Here is a 17,634-nt window from a genome sequence, read left to right on the forward strand (position 1 = left end):
TCGCCGACGGAGTTGAAGGAATGTCAGCACCAGAGTCATCGAGAGCGCGAGGCGTTGACCGCGTCGTCGGTATTCTCAAGCAATTGCATATCGCGCGCCGTCCGATGACGATGCGCGAACTGATCGAGGCGACTGGCGCGCCGCGCTCGAGCATTTACGAGCTGGTCACGATTCTGACGGAAGCGGGGTGGCTCGAGATAGCGGCCGACGGTAGCGTATTTTTCGGTCGCGAGATGCATTACTACGGCGCCGACTACGCGGTGCATAACGATCTGATCAGCCGTGCTCATCAGACGATCCTCGCGCTCGTCAGGAACCACGACGAGACCGCGCAGTTGTGCATGCTCGAGGGCAACAAGTACACCGTGGTGCTGTCGGAGAATAGCTCGCGGCCGTTCAACATCAGCTCGGACATCGGCGTGAAAGTGCCGATTCCGTGGACCGCGACGGGCCGGCTGCTGCTCGGACATCTGCGTCCGGACGAGATTCGCGCGCTGATTCCGGACGAGGACTTTGTCCTCGACAACGGCAGCCGGGTTGAATTCGGGGATTTCCTGCGGGACGTCGAAAAGGCCGCCGAACAGGGCTACTGTTGTACCGAAGGACTGTCGCACACCTTTCGATACTGCATGGCGGCGCCGATACGCGACCGGACCGGTCTGCCGGTCGCTGCGCTTTGCTTCATGACGAGCCGCGATACGGCGCCGGAAAAACGCACCACGATGCTGGAAGATCTGATCCGATCGTCGAAAGCGCTTTCGCAGCCTTATGTTCGTATGTAGACGCGAGTGAAGTTACTCTCGCATGACCTGGCTCAGTGCGGCAACCGTACGTTGAACTTAAACGTGGCGAGTCTCGTGAGCAGGATGAACGCGGTGGCGATCAGTACGCTGTAGACCGTATCGAAGTTGAAGTAATCGAGCAGTAGATACAGCCAGCATCCAAGAAACGCGCAGGTCGCGTAGGGTCTTGAATCGCGCAGAATCAGCGGCACTTCGTTGCAGACCACGTCGCGGATCACGCCGCCGAACACGCCCGTCAGGACACCCAGCATCACCGATGTGAACCAGGGCATCTGCGCATCGAGCGCCAACGATGTGCCGGAGATGCTAAAAAGGCCAAGCCCGATTGCATCCGCCACCAGTAGTACGCGCTCGGACAGCAGCTTCGACGTCATCTTCAACAACGTCGGCGCGAACAGCGACATCACGAAGATCGCTATCACGTACGGCTGATGCTCGACCCAGTAGAACGGCCTGCGCTCCAGCAGCACATCGCGTACGGTCCCACCGCCAAATGCCGTTGCCATCGCCACGAGAAATGTTCCGACGGCATCGAGCCGTCGCGTACGTGCCTCAATAAAACCGGAGATGGCATAGGCGAAAATCGCCAGCGCCTCCATGATGCCAAGCGCGAGGGTCAGCCTCGGATGCATTGATGAAGCCCTGTCACGGTTTGGAGTGAGCGGCCTGCGCGCCCGGTTGCAGCAGCACGAGCACCGCGCCAGCGCCGCCGTCATGCGCCCTTGCCTGGCAGAACGCGATGACTTCTTCCTTTTGCACCAGCCACGCCCGCACTTTGCCCTTCAACACCGGTTCCTTGCCGATAGATCCAAGCCCCTTGCCATGAATCACGCGCAGGCAACGCAGTCCGCGTTTGACCGACTCACGAATAAACTCAGCCAGCGCCTCACGTGCCTCGTCGCGCCGCATTCCATGCAGATCCAGTTGGGCTTGCACGATCCACGCCCCGCGCCTCAGTTTGCGTACGACCTCCTGACTCACTCCAGGTCGGCAATAGGAAAGCGTCTCATCGGTCTCGAGCAAGACCTCAGGATCGAACTCATCCGAAATCGCTTCGTGCAGCACGGCCTCTTCATCCAGCTTTGTCTGCACCGGCATAGGCGATGGAGGCGTGCGTGTCGGTGGCACCCTTGCCGGCACCACCAAGGGTGCCACGGCGCCCACTTCCCGCCGGAACAGATCGGCATCCGCCGACGCCTCCCGCTGAGCTTGCGCCGCCGCCGCGCGCTCGCGTTCACGCCGCTCGGCATCGCCTTTCAGCGCGGCACGCAAGGCACCCAAACCGGCAAGCCCAGCCGCCGGCTCGATCACCGGTTTGGGCGGCGCAACTGGCGCGGGCGTCGGCTCAACAGCGGCCGCGCGTGGGCGTTTAGGTTCGCTAGGGTGGGGCAGATTCTTTGCCATAACGGTGATACGGTGGAAAGTCGATCGTCGCGTGAGGCCATCGCGCGTCTCGCAGTGCATCTGATGCTCGAAACAACCGGCCGCACGGTCGCGACACGGCGCAAAAGCAAAAGGGCCGCCAGCTTGCCAGCCGCGGCCCTTCGTATGCTGCCAGCGGTATCCGGTAAGCGTTCAGGCCTGAGGTCTGCCGCCATTTTACCTTTGCCGCTTCATCAAGCCGGCGTGCTTGCCCGGCTTGATCGCCATCGCACCGCTTAACGCTCTGCTTCGGCGCTCATTGCGTGCTCGCCGGCCATTTCATCAATGGTCTCGAGGTAACGCTGGGCGTCCAGTGCAGCCATACAACCCGTACCGGCGCTGGTAATCGCCTGGCGGTACACGTGATCCTGCACGTCGCCGGCGGCAAACACGCCCGGCACGCTGGTGCCCGTCGCATTCCCCGAGAGCCCGCCATTGGTGATGATGTAGCCGTTCTTCATCTCCAGTTGACCTTCGAAGATATCGGTATTCGGCTTGTGACCGATGGCCACAAACAGGCCTTGCAGCGCGAGATCCGTCGCTTCACCGGTCTTAGTGTCCTTGATGCGTAGACCGGTCACGCCCGACTGATCGCCAGTCACTTCGTCCAGCACATGGTTCCACTTGATGTCGACGAGGCCTTCCTTCTGCTTGGCCAGCAGACGGTCGATCAGGATCGGCTCGGCGCGAAACTTGTCGCGGCGATGGATCACCGTCACCTTTTTAGCGATGCCGGAGAGGTAGAGGGCTTCCTCGACCGCGGTATTGCCGCCGCCGATCACCGCCACATGCTGCTGCTTGTAGAAGAAGCCGTCGCAGGTCGCGCAGGCCGACACGCCCTTGCCCATGAACGCCTCTTCCGACGGCAGGCCAAGGTACTGCGCCGACGCGCCGGTCGCGATGATCAGCGAGTCACAGGTGTATTCAGCCGAGTCGCCAATCAGGCGGATCGGCTTCTCGTCGAGCTTCGCCGTGTGGATGTGGTCGAAGATGATCTCGGTGTTGAAGCGCTCGGCGTGCTCCAGGAAACGCGTCATCAGTTCCGGGCCCTGCACGCCGTTTGCGTCCGCGGGCCAGTTTTCGACGTCCGTCGTGGTCATCAGTTGGCCGCCTTGGGCCAGACCCGTGACGAGGACCGGATTCAGGTTTGCGCGCGCCGCATAGACGGCGGCCGTGTAGCCTGCGGGGCCGGAACCGAGAATCAGGACTTTGGCGTGTTTCGTGGTGGATGCGGGCATGATCAGAATCCGTTAAAAGCGCCCGGCTCGCCCATGCGAGGCCGCGCGACTACAGCTGAACGTGAGCTGAAACTGTAGATGGGTATCAGACCAGCATTATAAAGGGCGGGCCGCAGGGCTGCTTCATGAAGCTTCCTGATCGTTCCGATAGCCTGTTGCGGCAGTTTTGGCCCGAAAACCACGCTGCCCGGCAGCAGTTACCGTCATTTACAGCCTTGTGCGCGACACTACGTTTACAATAGCCCGGATCGAACGACCCGGCGGCCACGACCGGGCGCCCAGCACCGCCTGGGGGCGCGCATTTGGGCCGCACCCGCAACAGGATCAATGGCAAAAGCTCCTTATTCCGCGAGCGCGCAGGCATTGCCCCACCGCATGTCGCGCCTCTTCACCGAAATCCGCTGGATCCTGCAGGTCGCGCTTGGCGTTTTCCTGCTGATGGCGCTCGTCAGCTACAGCCGGCACGACCCGAGCTGGACGCATGCTGCCCAGGTCGACCGTATAGCCAACTGGGCCGGCCGGGTCGGCGCCTGGACCTCCGATATTCTTCTCCTGCTGTTCGGCCTGTCCGCCTACTGGTGGGTGGTGCTGCTCGGCCGCAGCATCTCGGCCAACTACCGGCGCATCACCCGTCACGAAGAACTCAACGAGGACAAGCCACGTGATGCGAGCTGGCTCGCCGAGGTATTCGCTTTCGTTCTGGTCCTGCTCGCTAGCGACGGCATCGAAGCGCTGCGCATGTGGTCCCTCAAGGTGCAGTTGCCGCGCGCGCCGGGCGGCGTGATCGGTGAGGCGGTGGCTCGGGGCGTTTCGCACGCGCTCGGCTTCACGGGCGGCACGCTGGCGCTGATCGTGGCGCTGGCCATCGGTTTATCGCTGTACTTTCGTTTTTCGTGGCTTTCCGTGGCTGAACGGGTCGGCGAATCGATCATCTCTGCCGTCACGTTTGCCCGTCTGCGCCGCGAGGCTGGCCGCGACCGCAAGCTGGGCGAGGCCGCCGCCGTGAAGCGTGAGGGCAAGGTGGAGCAGGGTCGCGTGCGCATCGAAGAGCACGAGCCGGTCATGATCGTGCCGCCGGTGGTCACGCCGGCCAAGTCCGAGCGCGTCGAGAAAGAACGTCAGGTGCCGCTGTTTACCGATCTGCCAGGCGACTCGACACTGCCGCCCATCTCGCTGCTCGACCCCGCGCCGGCCGCACAGGAAACCATTTCGCCCGACACGCTCGAGTTCACCTCCCGTCTGATCGAGAAGAAGCTGAAGGATTTCGGCGTCGAAGTGAGTGTGGTGGCGGCTTATCCAGGCCCGGTTGTTACGCGCTACGAAATCGAGCCGGCCACTGGTGTGAAGGGCAGCCAGATCGTTAATCTGGCGAAGGACCTGGCGCGGTCGCTGTCGCTGGTGTCGATCCGTGTGGTCGAAACGATTCCCGGCAAGAATTTCATGGCGCTGGAGTTGCCGAACCAGCGCCGTCAGACTGTGAGCCTCTCCGAGATTCTCGGCTCGGCTGTGTACGCAGACGCTGCTTCGCCGCTCACCATGGGCCTCGGCAAGGACATCGGCGGCAAGCCGGTGTGCGCCGACCTTGCCAAGATGCCGCACTTGCTGGTGGCCGGCACAACCGGTTCGGGCAAGTCCGTGGGGATCAACGCGATGATCCTCTCGCTGCTCTACAAGGCGAGCGCCGAGCAGGTCCGGATGATCCTGATCGACCCGAAGATGCTGGAAATGAGCGTCTACGAAGGCATACCGCATCTGCTGTGTCCGGTGGTTACGGACATGCGTCAGGCCGGTCATGCGCTGAACTGGGCCGTTGCGGAAATGGAGCGCCGCTACAAGCTGATGAGCAAGCTTGGCGTGCGTAATCTCGCCGGCTACAACAACAAGATCGACGAAGCGGCCAAGCGCGAAGAAAAACTGCCGAATCCGTTCAGTCTGACGCCGGACGAACCCGAACCGCTCACGCGCTTGCCGAATATCGTGGTCGTAATCGACGAACTGGCTGACCTGATGATGGTGGTCGGCAAGAAGGTCGAGGAACTGATCGCGCGGATCGCGCAGAAGGCGCGGGCGGCCGGCATCCACCTGATTCTGGCGACGCAGCGGCCTTCGGTCGACGTCATCACCGGCCTGATCAAGGCCAACGTGCCGACGCGGATGGCCTTCCAGGTGTCGTCGAAGATCGACTCCCGGACGATTCTCGATCAGCAGGGCGCCGAATCGCTGCTCGGCATGGGCGACATGCTCTACCTGCCGCCTGGCAGCGGCCTGCCGGTGCGCGTGCATGGCGCGTTTGTGTCCGATGAGGAAGTGCACCGCGTCGTCGAGAAACTCCGGGAACAGGGCGAGCCGAACTATATCGAGGGCATTCTCGAAGGTGGAGTGACCAGCGACGGCGACGAAGGATCTGCAGGCGCCGAGGGAACTGGCGCGGGCGGCGGCGAGTCGGACCCTCTGTACGATCAGGCGGTGGAAGTCGTTATCAAGAATCGCCGTGCGTCGATTTCGCTGGTGCAGCGGCATTTGCGTATCGGCTACAACCGCGCAGCGCGCCTGCTCGAGCAGATGGAGCAATCCGGGCTCGTGTCCGCGATGTCGTCGAACGGCAATCGCGAGATTCTCACCCCGGCGCGCGAAGCCGAGTAGGCGGCCTCACCCGCGTGGTCCGCTTAGGGAACATCTTAGATGAACATTCAAGTGGCCCACGCCCCAACATAGACGGCCGGCGACGCTGACCTTGCGCGTCGCCACCCCGTCGCCGGTCCGATTCAATTCACGGAGAATGATATGCAGCAATACGCTGGGCACCGCGCCCACCCTGACCGTCTCGGACATCTGGTTCGAACGCTCGTGCGCGGGATTGGCCGCGTCGCGATCGGTGCGTCGCTGCTGGTCGCGCAACACGCATTCGCGAGCGGAACCGAGCAGTTGAAGGCGTTTGTTTCACAGGTGCATTCGGCGCGCGGCGATTTCGTGCAGCAGGAAGTGCGCGCGCCGAGCAAGGCACAAAGCGCGAGCGACGCTGTGCAGGTCATGCCGAAAAACAGTACGTCCAGCGGCACGTTTGTGTTCGCGCGACCAGGCAAGTTCATCTGGTCGTACGAGAAACCCTATCAACAGATTCTGCAGGCAGACGGCGACAAGCTCTACGTATACGACAAGGATCTGAATCAGGTTACGGTGCGCCCGCTTGGGGGTGCCTTGGGCGCTAGCCCTGCCGCGATCCTGTTCGGCAGCAACGACCTGGACAAGAATTTCACGCTGCGCGACGCGGGTGTGAAGGCTGGGATCGATTGGCTCGAGCTGATTCCGAAGGCCAAAGACACGCAGTTTCAAAGCGTGGGTATCGGTTTTCGCGACGGCAATCTGCAAGCCATGGAGTTACACGACGTGTTCGGCAACGTAACCTTGCTGACCTTCTCGAACATCCAGAAAAATCCGCCGCTGCCCGCGGATGCGTTCAAGTTCACCGTGCCGAAGGGCGCGGATGTGATCAACGGCTAAGCGCGCATCGCAGCTGTTGGTCGGGTATTGCCCGGGGCCGCGCAGGTTTGCGCGGCCTTTTTATTGGGTATCTGCCATTTGGCGCGGAATATCGGCCTGTCAAACACTTAGGATGGCCCAGGCCTTACGCAACCAGGTTCTCGAGCTGTCGATTGACCAGAGGCTCGAGTTCTCGCGCTTCTTTCGCGAGGTTGACCTGCTTGGCTGACTTCGCCACTTCGAGCACGTCCGGCTTGATGTCATAACCTCCTCGCGTGTTCAACCACGCGAGAACGTCCCACAAATGCCAGACCGATGGATTGCCCTCGTGGACCGGGATGGGGAAATCGGCGGTATGGCTCAGCATGAGTTTGCGCATGTTCTGGCGCGAGACACCCGCTACGTCGGCCACGTCCGTCAGGCCGACGAAGTCCGGCGCGGCTTCGACAAGGCGGGCCGACGGCACGGCGCGCTTCACGTCCGCGAGCGCGCTCATCAGCGCGCCAAGCGCACTGGTACCCTCGCGAGCGAAGACAAGGGCGATGCGCCCCGGCTGCCCGATACCGATCGTTGCATCATCGCATCCTGCTTCCGCCAGACGTTCCACGATCTCGTCGTGGTCACTGTCGGCTGCTGTGAGCTGGTATTTCAAGGTGAAGTCGTATTCCATCTGTTACTCCTGCTTTTCGGCGTTCTTGTTCGTGCTTTGAGGCACGCGCTTTTGCCGGTGTGTCGTGCAATTGTCGACTACCCTTTTGAGAAGTCGAGCGTGATTCCCTGGATTCTTAGGCGTACTCCAGACACTGGTGATGCAGAACTCTCCGCACCGGCATTCCGAGTCGTTGTACGGACAGTACATTTTTCCCCAGGCGTGCCCTTTGCCACCGCTGCTGATGCGCCAGCCGGATGCTTCGGCATAGGCCAGTGCGTCTTCAACTTCCTTCTTTGCGTGTGTCCCTCGAATCATCAATAGCCTCATCATAAGTTCGTTGAATCTGGTTGTCAAGTGACAACCAAATGGATGTAGGCATGCTCGAGATATGTCGGCGATTCGTTTTCGGAAGTGTTAAGTGGTGAGGAAATCTATCTCGAAAATATGCATGCCAGATAGTAACTACATCATTCAGGCGTGGATTTCGCAATAGAAATGCCCCTCCGCCGGAAGCCATAGGACGAACGTAAAAGTCGAGGGAGAGGTTGCGAGTGGAGGCACAGACGGAGGGCGGGAAGACGCGAAAACGGCCCGCCTTGCACGGGCCGTCGAATCGTCGAATGGCTTCTGCTTACGCGTATTCCGTTTTACGTGTCGACACCATGACGAAATAGCAGAGGGCGCCGATTGCCAATGCAGGCAAGGTCGCGCCGAGATTTGGCAGCCATTGATTGATGGCCTGATACGCGGCGATCCCGATTGCCCACGAGATGAAGGCGCTCAGATGCCAGCCACCCGAGAAACCGTAACGTCCCTGCAGATCGGCGAGCGCGGCGGCCTCGATTCGGCGTTTGCGCACGATGAAGTGGTCCACCAGCACCACGCCGAACAGCGGTGCAAACACCGAGCCGATCAGCAGCAGGAAGTTTTGATACTTCGCCATCGGCACGAGCAGTGCGATCGCCGTGCAGAGCGCACCGAACGCCGCGGACAGCAGCGGCACCGTTGCGCGCGTCCAGAACGTGCCGGTCGAGACGGCGGCCGAGTGGATATCGGCGAAGGCGTTGTCGACTTCATCGATCAGGATCAGCAGCAACGCGAAGCCGCCGCCCGCTTGCGCGAGCGCACCGGTCAGCAGCGCGTCGCCGCCGCCCGCGGCGAGCCCATAGATTGCCCCGAGCGCATAGAACCAGATGTTGGCGATGCCGTAGCCGAGCAGCGTGCCGCGGAACGACTCGCCGGCGCGGCGGCCAAAGCGCGTGTAATCGGCGATCAGCGGCAGCCACGACAGCGGCATCGCGACGACCAGATCGATCGCGCCGCCGAACGACATATCGCCGGTGCCCGGACGGCGCATCAGCGCGGCCAGATCGTGCCTGGCAAGCAGATTCCACGAGAGCCAAACGGCGCCTGCCAGCAGCAGCCAGATTCCCCAGGTCCGCAAAAAGCGCCGTACGAACGACAGCGGGCCGCTAATCGCGAGCATTGTCGCAAGCAGGCCGAAGACGATCGTCCAGATGAGCGGTATCGAGAGACCGAACGCCTGCTTGGCGAGGGCGTCGGCGGAATCGCGCATCACGATCACTTCGAATGAGCCCCAGCCGACCAGTTGCACGGCATTGAGCACCGCGGGCACGGAGGCGCCGCGTACGCCGAGCGTCGGCCGCAGCGAGGACATGGCCGCGAGGCCCGTATCCGTGCCGATCACGCCGGCGAGCGCCAGCAGCACGACACCGATCACGCTGCCGATGCCGATGGCCGCCAGCGCACACGGTAGCGACAGCCCCGGCACCAGCAGCGCGCCCGCCTGCGCGACCAGCAGGCCGATGCCGAGCGAGAACCACAACGCGAACGCATCGCCGGTGCGGAACGCGCGACGCGCGTCGGGCACCGGCGTGAGCGGTGCGTAGGTGGAACCGGCGTCGCCGGCGAGTGGATCTTGTGCCATCAGGTGATATCCCTGTCGTTGTCTATGTTTGGTCGTGAATTTTGTGCTTGCACACGCTTCAGGCTCGTCGCGGCGCACTGACTGTCATAATGCAGGACCGTGCCGCAGATCGCGCGCCGGCTGTTTCGCTGGCCGGGCGCGCGTCGTGCTGGGTTTGCGTCATATTGCCGAACCAAGCCCGGAAAGCCGAGATTATCCACAAAACGCCATGTTTGAAGAAACCCGTGCCAACGTCCCGCTCGCTGAGCGTCTGCGCCCCCGCAATATCGATGAGGTGATCGGCCAGAAACATCTGCTCGGTCCGAACAAGCCGTTGCGGGTCGCTTTCGAATCGGGCGAGGCCCATTCGATGATCCTCTGGGGGCCGCCCGGCGTCGGCAAGACCACGCTCGCGCGCCTGATGGCCGATGCTTTCCACGCTGAATTCATCGCGTTATCGGCCGTGCTCTCGGGCGTCAAGGATATCCGCGAAGCTGTCGAGACCGCGCAAGTGCATCGTGCACATGGACATCAGACGCTGGTGTTCGTCGACGAAGTGCATCGCTTCAACAAGAGCCAGCAGGATGCGTTCCTTCCGCACGTCGAGTCGGGGCTGTTCGTATTCGTGGGGGCGACCACCGAGAATCCGTCATTCGAGGTGAACAGCGCGTTGCTGTCGCGGGCGGCGGTCTATGTGTTGAAGAGTCTCGATGACGACGAGCAGCGTGAGCTGCTCGATCGTGCGCAGAAAGGACTCGGCGGGCTAACGTTCACGGACGAGGCCCGCGATGCGCTGGTCGGCTCGGCCGACGGCGATGGCCGCAAGCTGCTCAACAACCTCGAAATCGTCGCGCGGGCCGCGGCGCAGCAGAAGACCACGGAGATCGACGGTGCGTTGCTCGGCAGCGCGCTCGCTGAGAACCTGCGCCGCTTCGACAAGGGCGGCGACGCCTTCTACGATCAGATCAGCGCGCTGCATAAGTCAGTGCGCGGCAGCAATCCTGACGGTGCGCTGTACTGGTTCTGCCGGATGCTCGATGGTGGCGCCGACGCACGCTACCTCGCGCGGCGTATCGTGCGCATGGCGTGGGAAGACATCGGCCTCGCCGATCCGCGCGCCGCCCGTATCGCGCTCGACGCCGCCGAAACCTATGAACGCCTAGGCACACCCGAAGGCGAACTCGCGCTGGCCCAGGCGCTCATCTATCTGGCGGTGGCGCCCAAATCGAACGCCGGTTACATGGCATATAACGAGGCACGGCGTTTTGTCAGCAAGGACCAGTCGCGCGGCGTGCCGGTGCATCTGCGCAACGCCCCGACCAAGTTGATGAAGGAACTCGGCTACGGCCACGAATACCGTTACGCTCACGACGAACCCGACGCATACGCGGCCGGAGAGACCTATCTGCCCGACGGCATGCGTGAGCCGCATTGGTACGAACCGACGCCGCGCGGTCTTGAAGGCAAGATCGGTGAGAAGCTGGCGCGTCTGTCCGAACTCGATGCGCAATGGCGCAGCGAGAACAAGCCGAAAAAGAACTGAACCGCCGATCAGTCGGCAGCCCGCGCCGGTGCGCTAAAATCCCAGACTCATACAACGAACTTCCGCTCCCACCCCATGCTTGACATCCAGTTGCTGCGCAAAGACCTCGACGGCGTGGCGAAACGCCTCGCCGACCGCGGCTATACCCTCGACGTGGCGGCTTTCACCGCACTCGAAGCGGAACGCCGCGCCGTGCAAACCCGTACCGAAGAGCTGCAGGCTCGCCGCAACAGCCTGTCAAAGCAGATTGGCGGGATGAAAGGGCGGGGCGAGGACACCTCGGCGGTGATGGCGGAAGTGGGCGGCATTGGCGACGAAATGAAGGCATCGGCGCTGCAACTCGAAGACATCCAGAAACGCGTGTCCGACCTGATGCTCGGCATGCCGAACCTGGCGCACGAAAGCGTGCCGGTGGGCAAGGACGAGGCCGGCAACGTCGAAGTGCGCCGCTGGGGCGCGCCGCGTCAGTTCGACTTCGAGGTGAAGGACCACGTGGATGTCGGCACGCCGCTCGGTCTCGATGCCGAGACGGGTGCGAAGCTCTCCGGCGCGCGCTTTACGATGCTGCGCGGACAGATTGCGCGTCTGCATCGCGGACTCGCGCAGTTCATGATCGACACGCATACGCTGCACCACGGCTATACCGAAATCTATACGCCGTACATCGTTAATCCAGAGATTCTGTACGGCACGAGCCAGTTGCCGAAATTCGCCGACGACATGTTCCGCGTCGAGAAGGGCGGTGCCGAAAATACGGTGACGCAATATCTGATTTCGACTTCGGAAATTTCGCTGACCAACACGGTGCGCGAGAGCATTGTCGAAGCGGACGCGCTGCCGATCAAACTGACGGCGCATTCACCATGCTTCCGCTCGGAAGCGGGTTCGTACGGCCGCGATACGCGCGGAATGATTCGCCAGCATCAGTTCGACAAGGTTGAGATGGTGCAGATCGTCGCGCCGGAAACGTCGTATGACGCGCTCGAGCAAATGGTCGGCCATGCAGAGACGATTCTGCAGAAGCTTGAGTTGCCGTATCGCGTGATTACGCTGTGCACCGGCGACATGGGTTTTTCTGCAACGAAGACCTATGACCTCGAAGTCTGGTTGCCGGCGCAGAACACGTATCGCGAAATCTCGAGCTGCTCGAATACCGAGACGTTCCAGGCGCGCCGCATGCAGGCGCGTTATCGCAACGCGCAGGGCAAGCCTGAACTGGTGCATACGCTGAACGGTTCGGGGCTCGCCGTGGGCCGGACGTTGGTCGCCGTGCTGGAGAACTTCCAGAACGCCGATGGTTCGGTAACGGTGCCGACGGCGCTGCGTCCGTACGTCGGCGGCATGGAGCGGCTGGAAGTTTCGGCTGCCTGAAACTGGGCCGAAGGTTTTCCAGGCCATAGCTTCACAGATTCTATGAAAAGGGGCTTGGAAACCTGTTTCAAGTGTTCTATAATCTTCGCTTCGCCAAGCAACGACCCGCTTGGTTTAGGTGGTGGAGCGTAGTTTAGCAAGCCGTCGCCGATGCCGGAGAGGTGGCAGAGTGGTCGAATGTACCTGACTCGAAATCAGGCGTACGGTTTCCCGTACCGTGGGTTCGAATCCCACCCTCTCCGCCAAAATTCAAAAGAGCCCTGCAGAAGAAATTCCGCAGGGCTTTTTGTTTGTGCGGCTGATTTGCGATTCGTTTGCAACGGTTTGCAAGCCGATCCGTGGCGCGCCCACGACCTGCTCATCGTCTGCCCACCGGAGTAAAATTGGAGCGTGATTGACCCGCAACAAAACCCTCTGGTCCTGCGATGAAAACACCCCCCACCGATCAGCGTTCGCGTAAACGTCCGTCAAACCGGACGCTGACTATCCTGACCTGGCTGGTCGCCATCGCAACGCTGGGCGCAGGGGTCGGCTGGCTCGTCTACAGCTATTTCGTCGATATGGAAGTGCCTTACTTCGCCATTCCGCTCGTGCTGTGCGTACCGGTAATCGTGGCTGTCGCATTCCGGAATATCTGGGACTAGCTAGCACGCCTAGCCGCCACCATCCAAACCCAGCGCCTCTACCGCTTGCGGCGACCCGAACATGGCCGCCGCGTCGTGCCCAACCCCAGGCACTTCGATCAGCCTCCATCCGAACGCCCAGCCATTGCGTCTGGCGACTTCCTCTGCAGCGTGAAACGCATGTGTCCCACGGTCGTAGCGGTTGTCCCCTTGAGCTCTCGCGTGCTTGCCTTGTGCGAGCCAGCGTTGATGGACGTCGTCTTGCCCGAGCAATACGGTCAGCGGCTCAGCCAGATATGCGCGTAGAGCTTTCTCTTCCACTTCATCCGTGCCGAGTCCGTCAAAGCCAAACGGTATTGCAGTTTTCGTATCGGGCAGCACCCAGGTAGACGGGTTGGCAACGACCACACGCGCTGCCGGCACGGGCGCGTAGGCGGCGACCCGGTCCACGAACTGCGCGCCAGCGGAATGCCCAAGCAGGATATAAGGCAATTCAGTTTGTCCCGCTGCGTCCCGTGCCCAGCGCACAAGTCCCGGTATCAGGTCGACGGTGCGACGCCCGGCTGCGGACGTAGCCGAAGCACCAGAAGCAATAGACGCGGACGTCATCCCACCATACTGATACTCGTCACGTGGAAACCGCTTCCGATCGAACTGCGGCGCCACCACGATCGCACAGACGCGGTCCGCGAGTGGCCGGGCGTGATCGCGGTACGGACCGCCGTCGCGTCCGACGCCATGAAACACCAGCAGCAAAAACCGCGGCTGGCAGCCGCTTGGCCGGTAAGTAAATACCGGCAAATCGACGCCGTCTACCAAAGCAATCTGTTGCGCATTGCCTGGCCCAATTGGTTCGGCAAGCACCTGTGCCGCGCCAGCGGAAAACACAAGCGCGCCGAGTAACGGCAGCGCCATCCGCCAACCGTTTACGCGTCCCGATTGACCGCTTTCATTTCCACGTCTGCGCACGTTTTCCGCCCACGCCGGTTTACCTGTCAGCGGCCAATTATGCCGGTCCGCGTCTAACTCACGCAGCTTCCCAGCTTTTCCCCACGTCTAGCCCAGGCGCGACGCTCCCCGAACCCCACCCCCATTTTCACGACGCCTCTGCATCCGATTCCACACCTGCTGCGTATTTCGATCATGGGTGCGCAAATCCAACCAAATCCCACTTTTACGGGCGCCCTTTCCAAGCTGGAGACCTGCTAATGAGTCACCCCGTTTCGAACCCACAGCCACACGGTCAACGGATCGCGGTCGTCGGCGCCGGCATTTCGGGCTTGGCGAGCGCCTACCTGCTGTCGAAGCACAATCAGGTGACGCTCTTCGAAGCCGGTTCGTACCCCGGCGGCCACACGAACACGGTGGACGTGAAGCTCGAAGGCCATGTCCATCCCGTCGACACCGGCTTTCTGGTCTTCAACGATCGCACTTACCCGAATCTGATTGCGCTGTTCGCCGAACTGGGCGTGCAAGCGCATCCGAGCGAGATGACGTTCTCGGTCTCGCTCGATGAAGGCCGTCTCGAGTGGGCGGGCACGAATCTCAACACTGTGTTTGCGCAGCGCCGCAACATGTTCTCGCCGACCTTCATCGGCATGCTGCGCGACATCATGCGCTTTAACGGCAGCGCTGAGCGCAATCTCGATGTCGCGGCGCAGACCGGCGCCTCGATGGGCGATCTCCTCGCGGCCGGCGGCTACGGCGGCGCGTTTCAGCAGCACTACCTGTTGCCGATGGCCGCCGCAATCTGGTCGAGCGCTACCGCGGACGTGCTGAGCTTTCCCGCCACCACGTTCCTGCGCTTTTGCCTGAATCACGCGCTGCTGCAGGTCAATCGCCGTCCGCAATGGAAGACGGTGATGGGCGGTGGCCGCGAATACGTGCGGCGGATCGTCGGCAAACTCGACGACGTGCGTATCGGCACCCCCGTGCGTGGCGTGCGACGCGATGCTCAAGGGGTCGACGTGTTGACCGATACCGGTCCGCAACGCTTCGACGCAGTGGTGCTGGCCACGCATGCACCCGACACGCTCCGCATGCTCGACGACGCCGACGAAGCCGAACGCAGCGTACTGCGCGCCGTGCGCTATCAACCGAACATCGCCGTGCTGCATACCGACACGAACCTGTTGCCGCGCTGCCGCCGCGTCTGGTCGGCGTGGAACTATCTGGGCGGCCGGCATCTGGACGGTTCACGCCCGGTCTGCGTCAGCTATCTGGTGAACCAGCTGCAGCCGCTGCCGTTCGACACACCGCTAGTCGTCACGTTGAATCCGGTGGTCGAACCGGCGCCGGGCACCGAGTTGCGCCGCTTCGTCTACGACCATCCGCTATTCGATCTGGCCGCGATCGACGCGCAGCATCGCTTGCCGTCGCTGCAAGGTCGTCGTCGCACCTGGTTCGCGGGTGCATGGACCGGTTACGGCTTCCACGAGGACGGCCTGAAATCCGCACTGCGCGTCGCGGCCGATTTCGGCGCTTCGCCGGCTTGGGCCAAGCTATGAACAGCAGCGCGCCATACGAGCATCGCGAAAGCGCCGCTCGGCTTCTGGTCGGCCGCGTGATGCACGAGCGGTTGCGACCGCGTCATCATCGTTTCACGTACCCGGTGTTCTACGTGCGCTGCAATCTCGCGCGCCTCGCCACGCTCGATAGCTGGTGGTTCGGCATCAACCGCTGGGGTCCGCTCAGCCTGTTCGCGCGCGACCACGGTCCTTGCGACGGCACTGATCTCGACACATGGATGCGCGCGCAACTAGCCGAGGCCGGTGTGCCGGCCGACGGCGAGATCTGGCTGCAGGCTTTTCCGCGCGTGTTCGGCTATGCGTTCAATCCGGTCAGTTTCTGGTTTTGCCACGACTGTGACGGGGCACTGCGCGCGCTGCTCGCAGAAGTGCGCAACACGTTCGGTGCGCGCCACAGCTATCTGCTGACTGCGGACGGCGGTGGCCCGATCGATGCATCCACTAAGCTGACTTGCTGCAAAGTGCTGCACGTCTCGCCGTTTTGCCGGGTCGAGGGCAGCTATCGCTTCCAGGTCCGCGAGTCGCATCACGCGTCATCCGTGGTCATTGATTATCACGATGCCGACGGCCTGCTGATCCGTACTTTGCTCGCCGGCCGTTTGCAGCCGTTGACGCGCAGCGCAGCGCTGCGCGCGCTCGCGCACCAGCCGTTACTCACGCTCGGCGTGGTCGCGCGCATTCACTGGCAGGCGCTGCGGCTCTTACTCAAGAAGGTGCCGTTTTACGGCAAACATCCTGCGCCGGGCCGCACCGCCAGCGTTGCCACTCACGTTCTTGCAGCCGGTCTCGAAACCGGAGCCCCACACCATTCTTCGTCGATTGAGGAGACTCAGCCATGACGCTTTCAAGGACCCTGAGCGGAAGCGAATCCGCCCCTGCGTCGGGCCGGTTGTTTTTGTCGTTGCTCGAGCGGATTCGTGTCGGGCACCTGGTACTCATCACGCCCGATGGTCAACCGCGTGTGTTCGGCGATCCGCATGCGTCGCCCGGTGCGCGGCTCGAACTGCGCGACTGGCGGGCGTGCGGTGCGATCCTGCGCAAAGGCGACATCGGTTTTGCCGATGCATGGCGCGCATTCTGGGTCGATACACCGGATTTGTCCGCACTCCTGCGCCTCGCGATCCGCAATGAACGCGCCTTGCAGCGCACCGTCTATGGCGGCTGGCTCGCGCAGGTCTGGTACGGTCTGCGGCATCGCCTGCGCCGCAATACGCGCTCAGGCAGCCGTCGTAACATCCACGCACACTACGACATTGGCAACGCCTTCTACGAGCGCTGGCTGGATCCGAGTTTCACGTACTCGAGCGCCGTATTCGACGGACGCTTCGACACGTCGCTCGAAGATGCGCAGCACGCCAAATATCAACGCATCATCGATACGCTTGGCTTGCGGGCCGGCATGCGCATCCTCGAAATCGGCTGCGGCTGGGGCGGCTTTGCGATGCATGCGGCGCGTCAGGGTATTCATGTGCATGGCGTGACGATCTCCGAGGCGCAACTCGCATTCGCCGAACAGCGCGTGCAAGAAGAGGGTCTGAGCGATCATGTCACTCTGGAGTTACGCGACTATCGCATGCTGACCGCCCAGTACGACGGCATCGTCTCGATCGAGATGTTCGAAGCAGTAGGCGAGCGCTTCTGGCCGACGTACTTCCGCATCCTGCGCGAACGCCTTCTGCCCGGCGCGCGAGCGTTGGTGCAGACCATCACAATCGACGATTCGCACTTCGCCGCGTATCGTGCCACCAGCGACTTCATCCGCGAATACATTTTCCCGGGTGGCATGCTGCCGAGTCCGGAGCGTTTTATCGCGGTAGCGAAGCACTCGGGGCTCGCGGCTAATGTGTCGTTGGCTTTCGGCCGCGACTATGCCGAGACGTTGCGGCGCTGGCGCAGTGCCTTCGAGTATCAGCTCGAGGCGATCCGCGCGCAGGGCTTCGACGAGACCTTCGTGCGGACATGGCGTCTATATCTCGCGTATTGCGAGGCAGGCTTCGATGAAGGCCGTACGGACGTGATGCAGTTCGTGGTTGCGTCGGATCGTTGA

The 17,634-nt window shown here is 62.2% G+C and carries 16 protein-coding genes and 1 tRNA gene; 10 read left to right on the forward strand and 7 right to left on the reverse strand.

Annotated elements, in window-relative coordinates; translation table 11 throughout:
- Window positions 1–20 precede the first annotated feature (20 nt).
- The gene (locus P3T20_RS11395) at window positions 21–782 is read left to right on the forward strand and encodes an IclR family transcriptional regulator (protein WP_429286925.1); all 762 of its coding nucleotides are present in this window, start codon (window positions 21–23) and stop codon (window positions 780–782) included.
- Between the two features lie 32 nt (window positions 783–814).
- Here the strand turns inward: P3T20_RS11395 and P3T20_RS11400 are convergent, their stop codons facing one another.
- The 3 genes from P3T20_RS11400 to trxB all read right to left on the reverse strand — a co-directional run bounded on the left by P3T20_RS11400 (window position 815) and on the right by trxB (window position 3,463).
- Complete coding sequence (locus P3T20_RS11400) at window positions 815–1,435, reverse strand: trimeric intracellular cation channel family protein (RefSeq protein WP_074263633.1); 621 nt, start codon at window positions 1,433–1,435, stop codon at window positions 815–817.
- A 13-nt stretch (window positions 1,436–1,448) separates the two neighbouring features.
- The gene (locus tag P3T20_RS11405; RefSeq protein ID WP_074265948.1) at window positions 1,449–2,207 is read right to left on the reverse strand and encodes a Smr/MutS family protein; all 759 of its coding nucleotides are present in this window, start codon (window positions 2,205–2,207) and stop codon (window positions 1,449–1,451) included.
- 254 nt (window positions 2,208–2,461) lie between these two features.
- Window positions 2,462–3,463, reverse strand: a complete 1,002-nt coding sequence (trxB, locus tag P3T20_RS11410; protein ID WP_074263634.1) for a thioredoxin-disulfide reductase — start codon at window positions 3,461–3,463, stop codon at window positions 2,462–2,464.
- Between the two features lie 327 nt (window positions 3,464–3,790).
- Here trxB and P3T20_RS11415 point away from each other — a divergent pair, with 327 nt between their 5' ends.
- Both P3T20_RS11415 and lolA read left to right on the forward strand, forming a co-directional pair.
- Entirely contained in the window at window positions 3,791–6,106 is a 2,316-nt protein-coding gene (locus P3T20_RS11415; protein WP_074263635.1) for a DNA translocase FtsK, read from the forward strand.
- A 141-nt stretch (window positions 6,107–6,247) separates the two neighbouring features.
- Window positions 6,248–6,964 carry an outer membrane lipoprotein chaperone LolA gene (lolA, locus tag P3T20_RS11420; protein WP_074263636.1) on the forward strand — a complete coding sequence of 239 codons (717 nt, stop codon included), beginning with the start codon at window positions 6,248–6,250 and terminating at the stop codon, window positions 6,962–6,964.
- A 124-nt stretch (window positions 6,965–7,088) separates the two neighbouring features.
- Here lolA and P3T20_RS11425 read toward each other — a convergent pair whose 3' ends face one another.
- The 3 genes from P3T20_RS11425 to cytX form a co-directional block, all read right to left on the reverse strand.
- The gene (locus P3T20_RS11425) at window positions 7,089–7,613 is read right to left on the reverse strand and encodes a helix-turn-helix transcriptional regulator (RefSeq protein WP_074263637.1); all 525 of its coding nucleotides are present in this window, start codon (window positions 7,611–7,613) and stop codon (window positions 7,089–7,091) included.
- A gap of 3 nt (window positions 7,614–7,616) precedes the next feature.
- On the reverse strand, window positions 7,617–7,910 hold the full coding sequence (locus P3T20_RS11430; protein WP_074265949.1) for a hypothetical protein: 294 nt from the start codon (window positions 7,908–7,910) through the stop codon (window positions 7,617–7,619).
- 316 nt (window positions 7,911–8,226) lie between these two features.
- Complete coding sequence (cytX, locus tag P3T20_RS11435) at window positions 8,227–9,543, reverse strand: putative hydroxymethylpyrimidine transporter CytX (RefSeq protein ID WP_074263638.1); 1,317 nt, start codon at window positions 9,541–9,543, stop codon at window positions 8,227–8,229.
- A 208-nt stretch (window positions 9,544–9,751) separates the two neighbouring features.
- Here cytX and P3T20_RS11440 point away from each other — a divergent pair, with 208 nt between their 5' ends.
- The 4 genes from P3T20_RS11440 (at window position 9,752) to P3T20_RS11455 (ending at window position 13,080) form a co-directional block, all read left to right on the forward strand.
- The gene (locus tag P3T20_RS11440) at window positions 9,752–11,065 is read left to right on the forward strand and encodes a replication-associated recombination protein A (RefSeq protein WP_429286926.1); all 1,314 of its coding nucleotides are present in this window, start codon (window positions 9,752–9,754) and stop codon (window positions 11,063–11,065) included.
- 75 nt (window positions 11,066–11,140) lie between these two features.
- Window positions 11,141–12,436 carry a serine--tRNA ligase gene (serS, locus tag P3T20_RS11445; RefSeq protein WP_074263640.1) on the forward strand — a complete coding sequence of 432 codons (1,296 nt, stop codon included), beginning with the start codon at window positions 11,141–11,143 and terminating at the stop codon, window positions 12,434–12,436.
- Window positions 12,437–12,591: 155 nt separating this feature from the next.
- Window positions 12,592–12,681, forward strand: a tRNA-Ser gene (locus P3T20_RS11450).
- Window positions 12,682–12,861: 180 nt separating this feature from the next.
- Entirely contained in the window at window positions 12,862–13,080 is a 219-nt protein-coding gene (locus tag P3T20_RS11455; RefSeq protein WP_074263641.1) for a hypothetical protein, read from the forward strand.
- 9 nt (window positions 13,081–13,089) lie between these two features.
- Here the strand turns inward: P3T20_RS11455 and P3T20_RS11460 are convergent, their stop codons facing one another.
- The gene (locus tag P3T20_RS11460) at window positions 13,090–13,974 is read right to left on the reverse strand and encodes a hypothetical protein (protein ID WP_143787469.1); all 885 of its coding nucleotides are present in this window, start codon (window positions 13,972–13,974) and stop codon (window positions 13,090–13,092) included.
- A 293-nt stretch (window positions 13,975–14,267) separates the two neighbouring features.
- Here P3T20_RS11460 and P3T20_RS11465 point away from each other — a divergent pair, with 293 nt between their 5' ends.
- The 3 genes from P3T20_RS11465 to P3T20_RS11475 are packed head-to-tail and all read left to right on the forward strand — an operon-like array spanning window position 14,268 to window position 17,634.
- Complete coding sequence (locus tag P3T20_RS11465) at window positions 14,268–15,566, forward strand: NAD(P)/FAD-dependent oxidoreductase (RefSeq protein WP_074263642.1); 1,299 nt, start codon at window positions 14,268–14,270, stop codon at window positions 15,564–15,566.
- A complete protein-coding gene (locus P3T20_RS11470; RefSeq protein WP_074263643.1) occupies window positions 15,563–16,426 on the forward strand; it encodes a DUF1365 domain-containing protein in 864 nt (287 codons plus the stop codon). The genes P3T20_RS11465 and P3T20_RS11470 overlap by 4 nt, the downstream gene beginning before the upstream one ends.
- The gene (locus P3T20_RS11475; protein WP_074263644.1) at window positions 16,423–17,634 is read left to right on the forward strand and encodes an SAM-dependent methyltransferase; all 1,212 of its coding nucleotides are present in this window, start codon (window positions 16,423–16,425) and stop codon (window positions 17,632–17,634) included. The genes P3T20_RS11470 and P3T20_RS11475 overlap by 4 nt, the downstream gene beginning before the upstream one ends.

Source organism: Paraburkholderia sp. GAS206C, assembly GCF_050435645.1.
In the GTDB taxonomy this organism is placed as follows: Bacteria; Pseudomonadota; Gammaproteobacteria; order Burkholderiales; family Burkholderiaceae; genus Paraburkholderia; species Paraburkholderia phenazinium_B.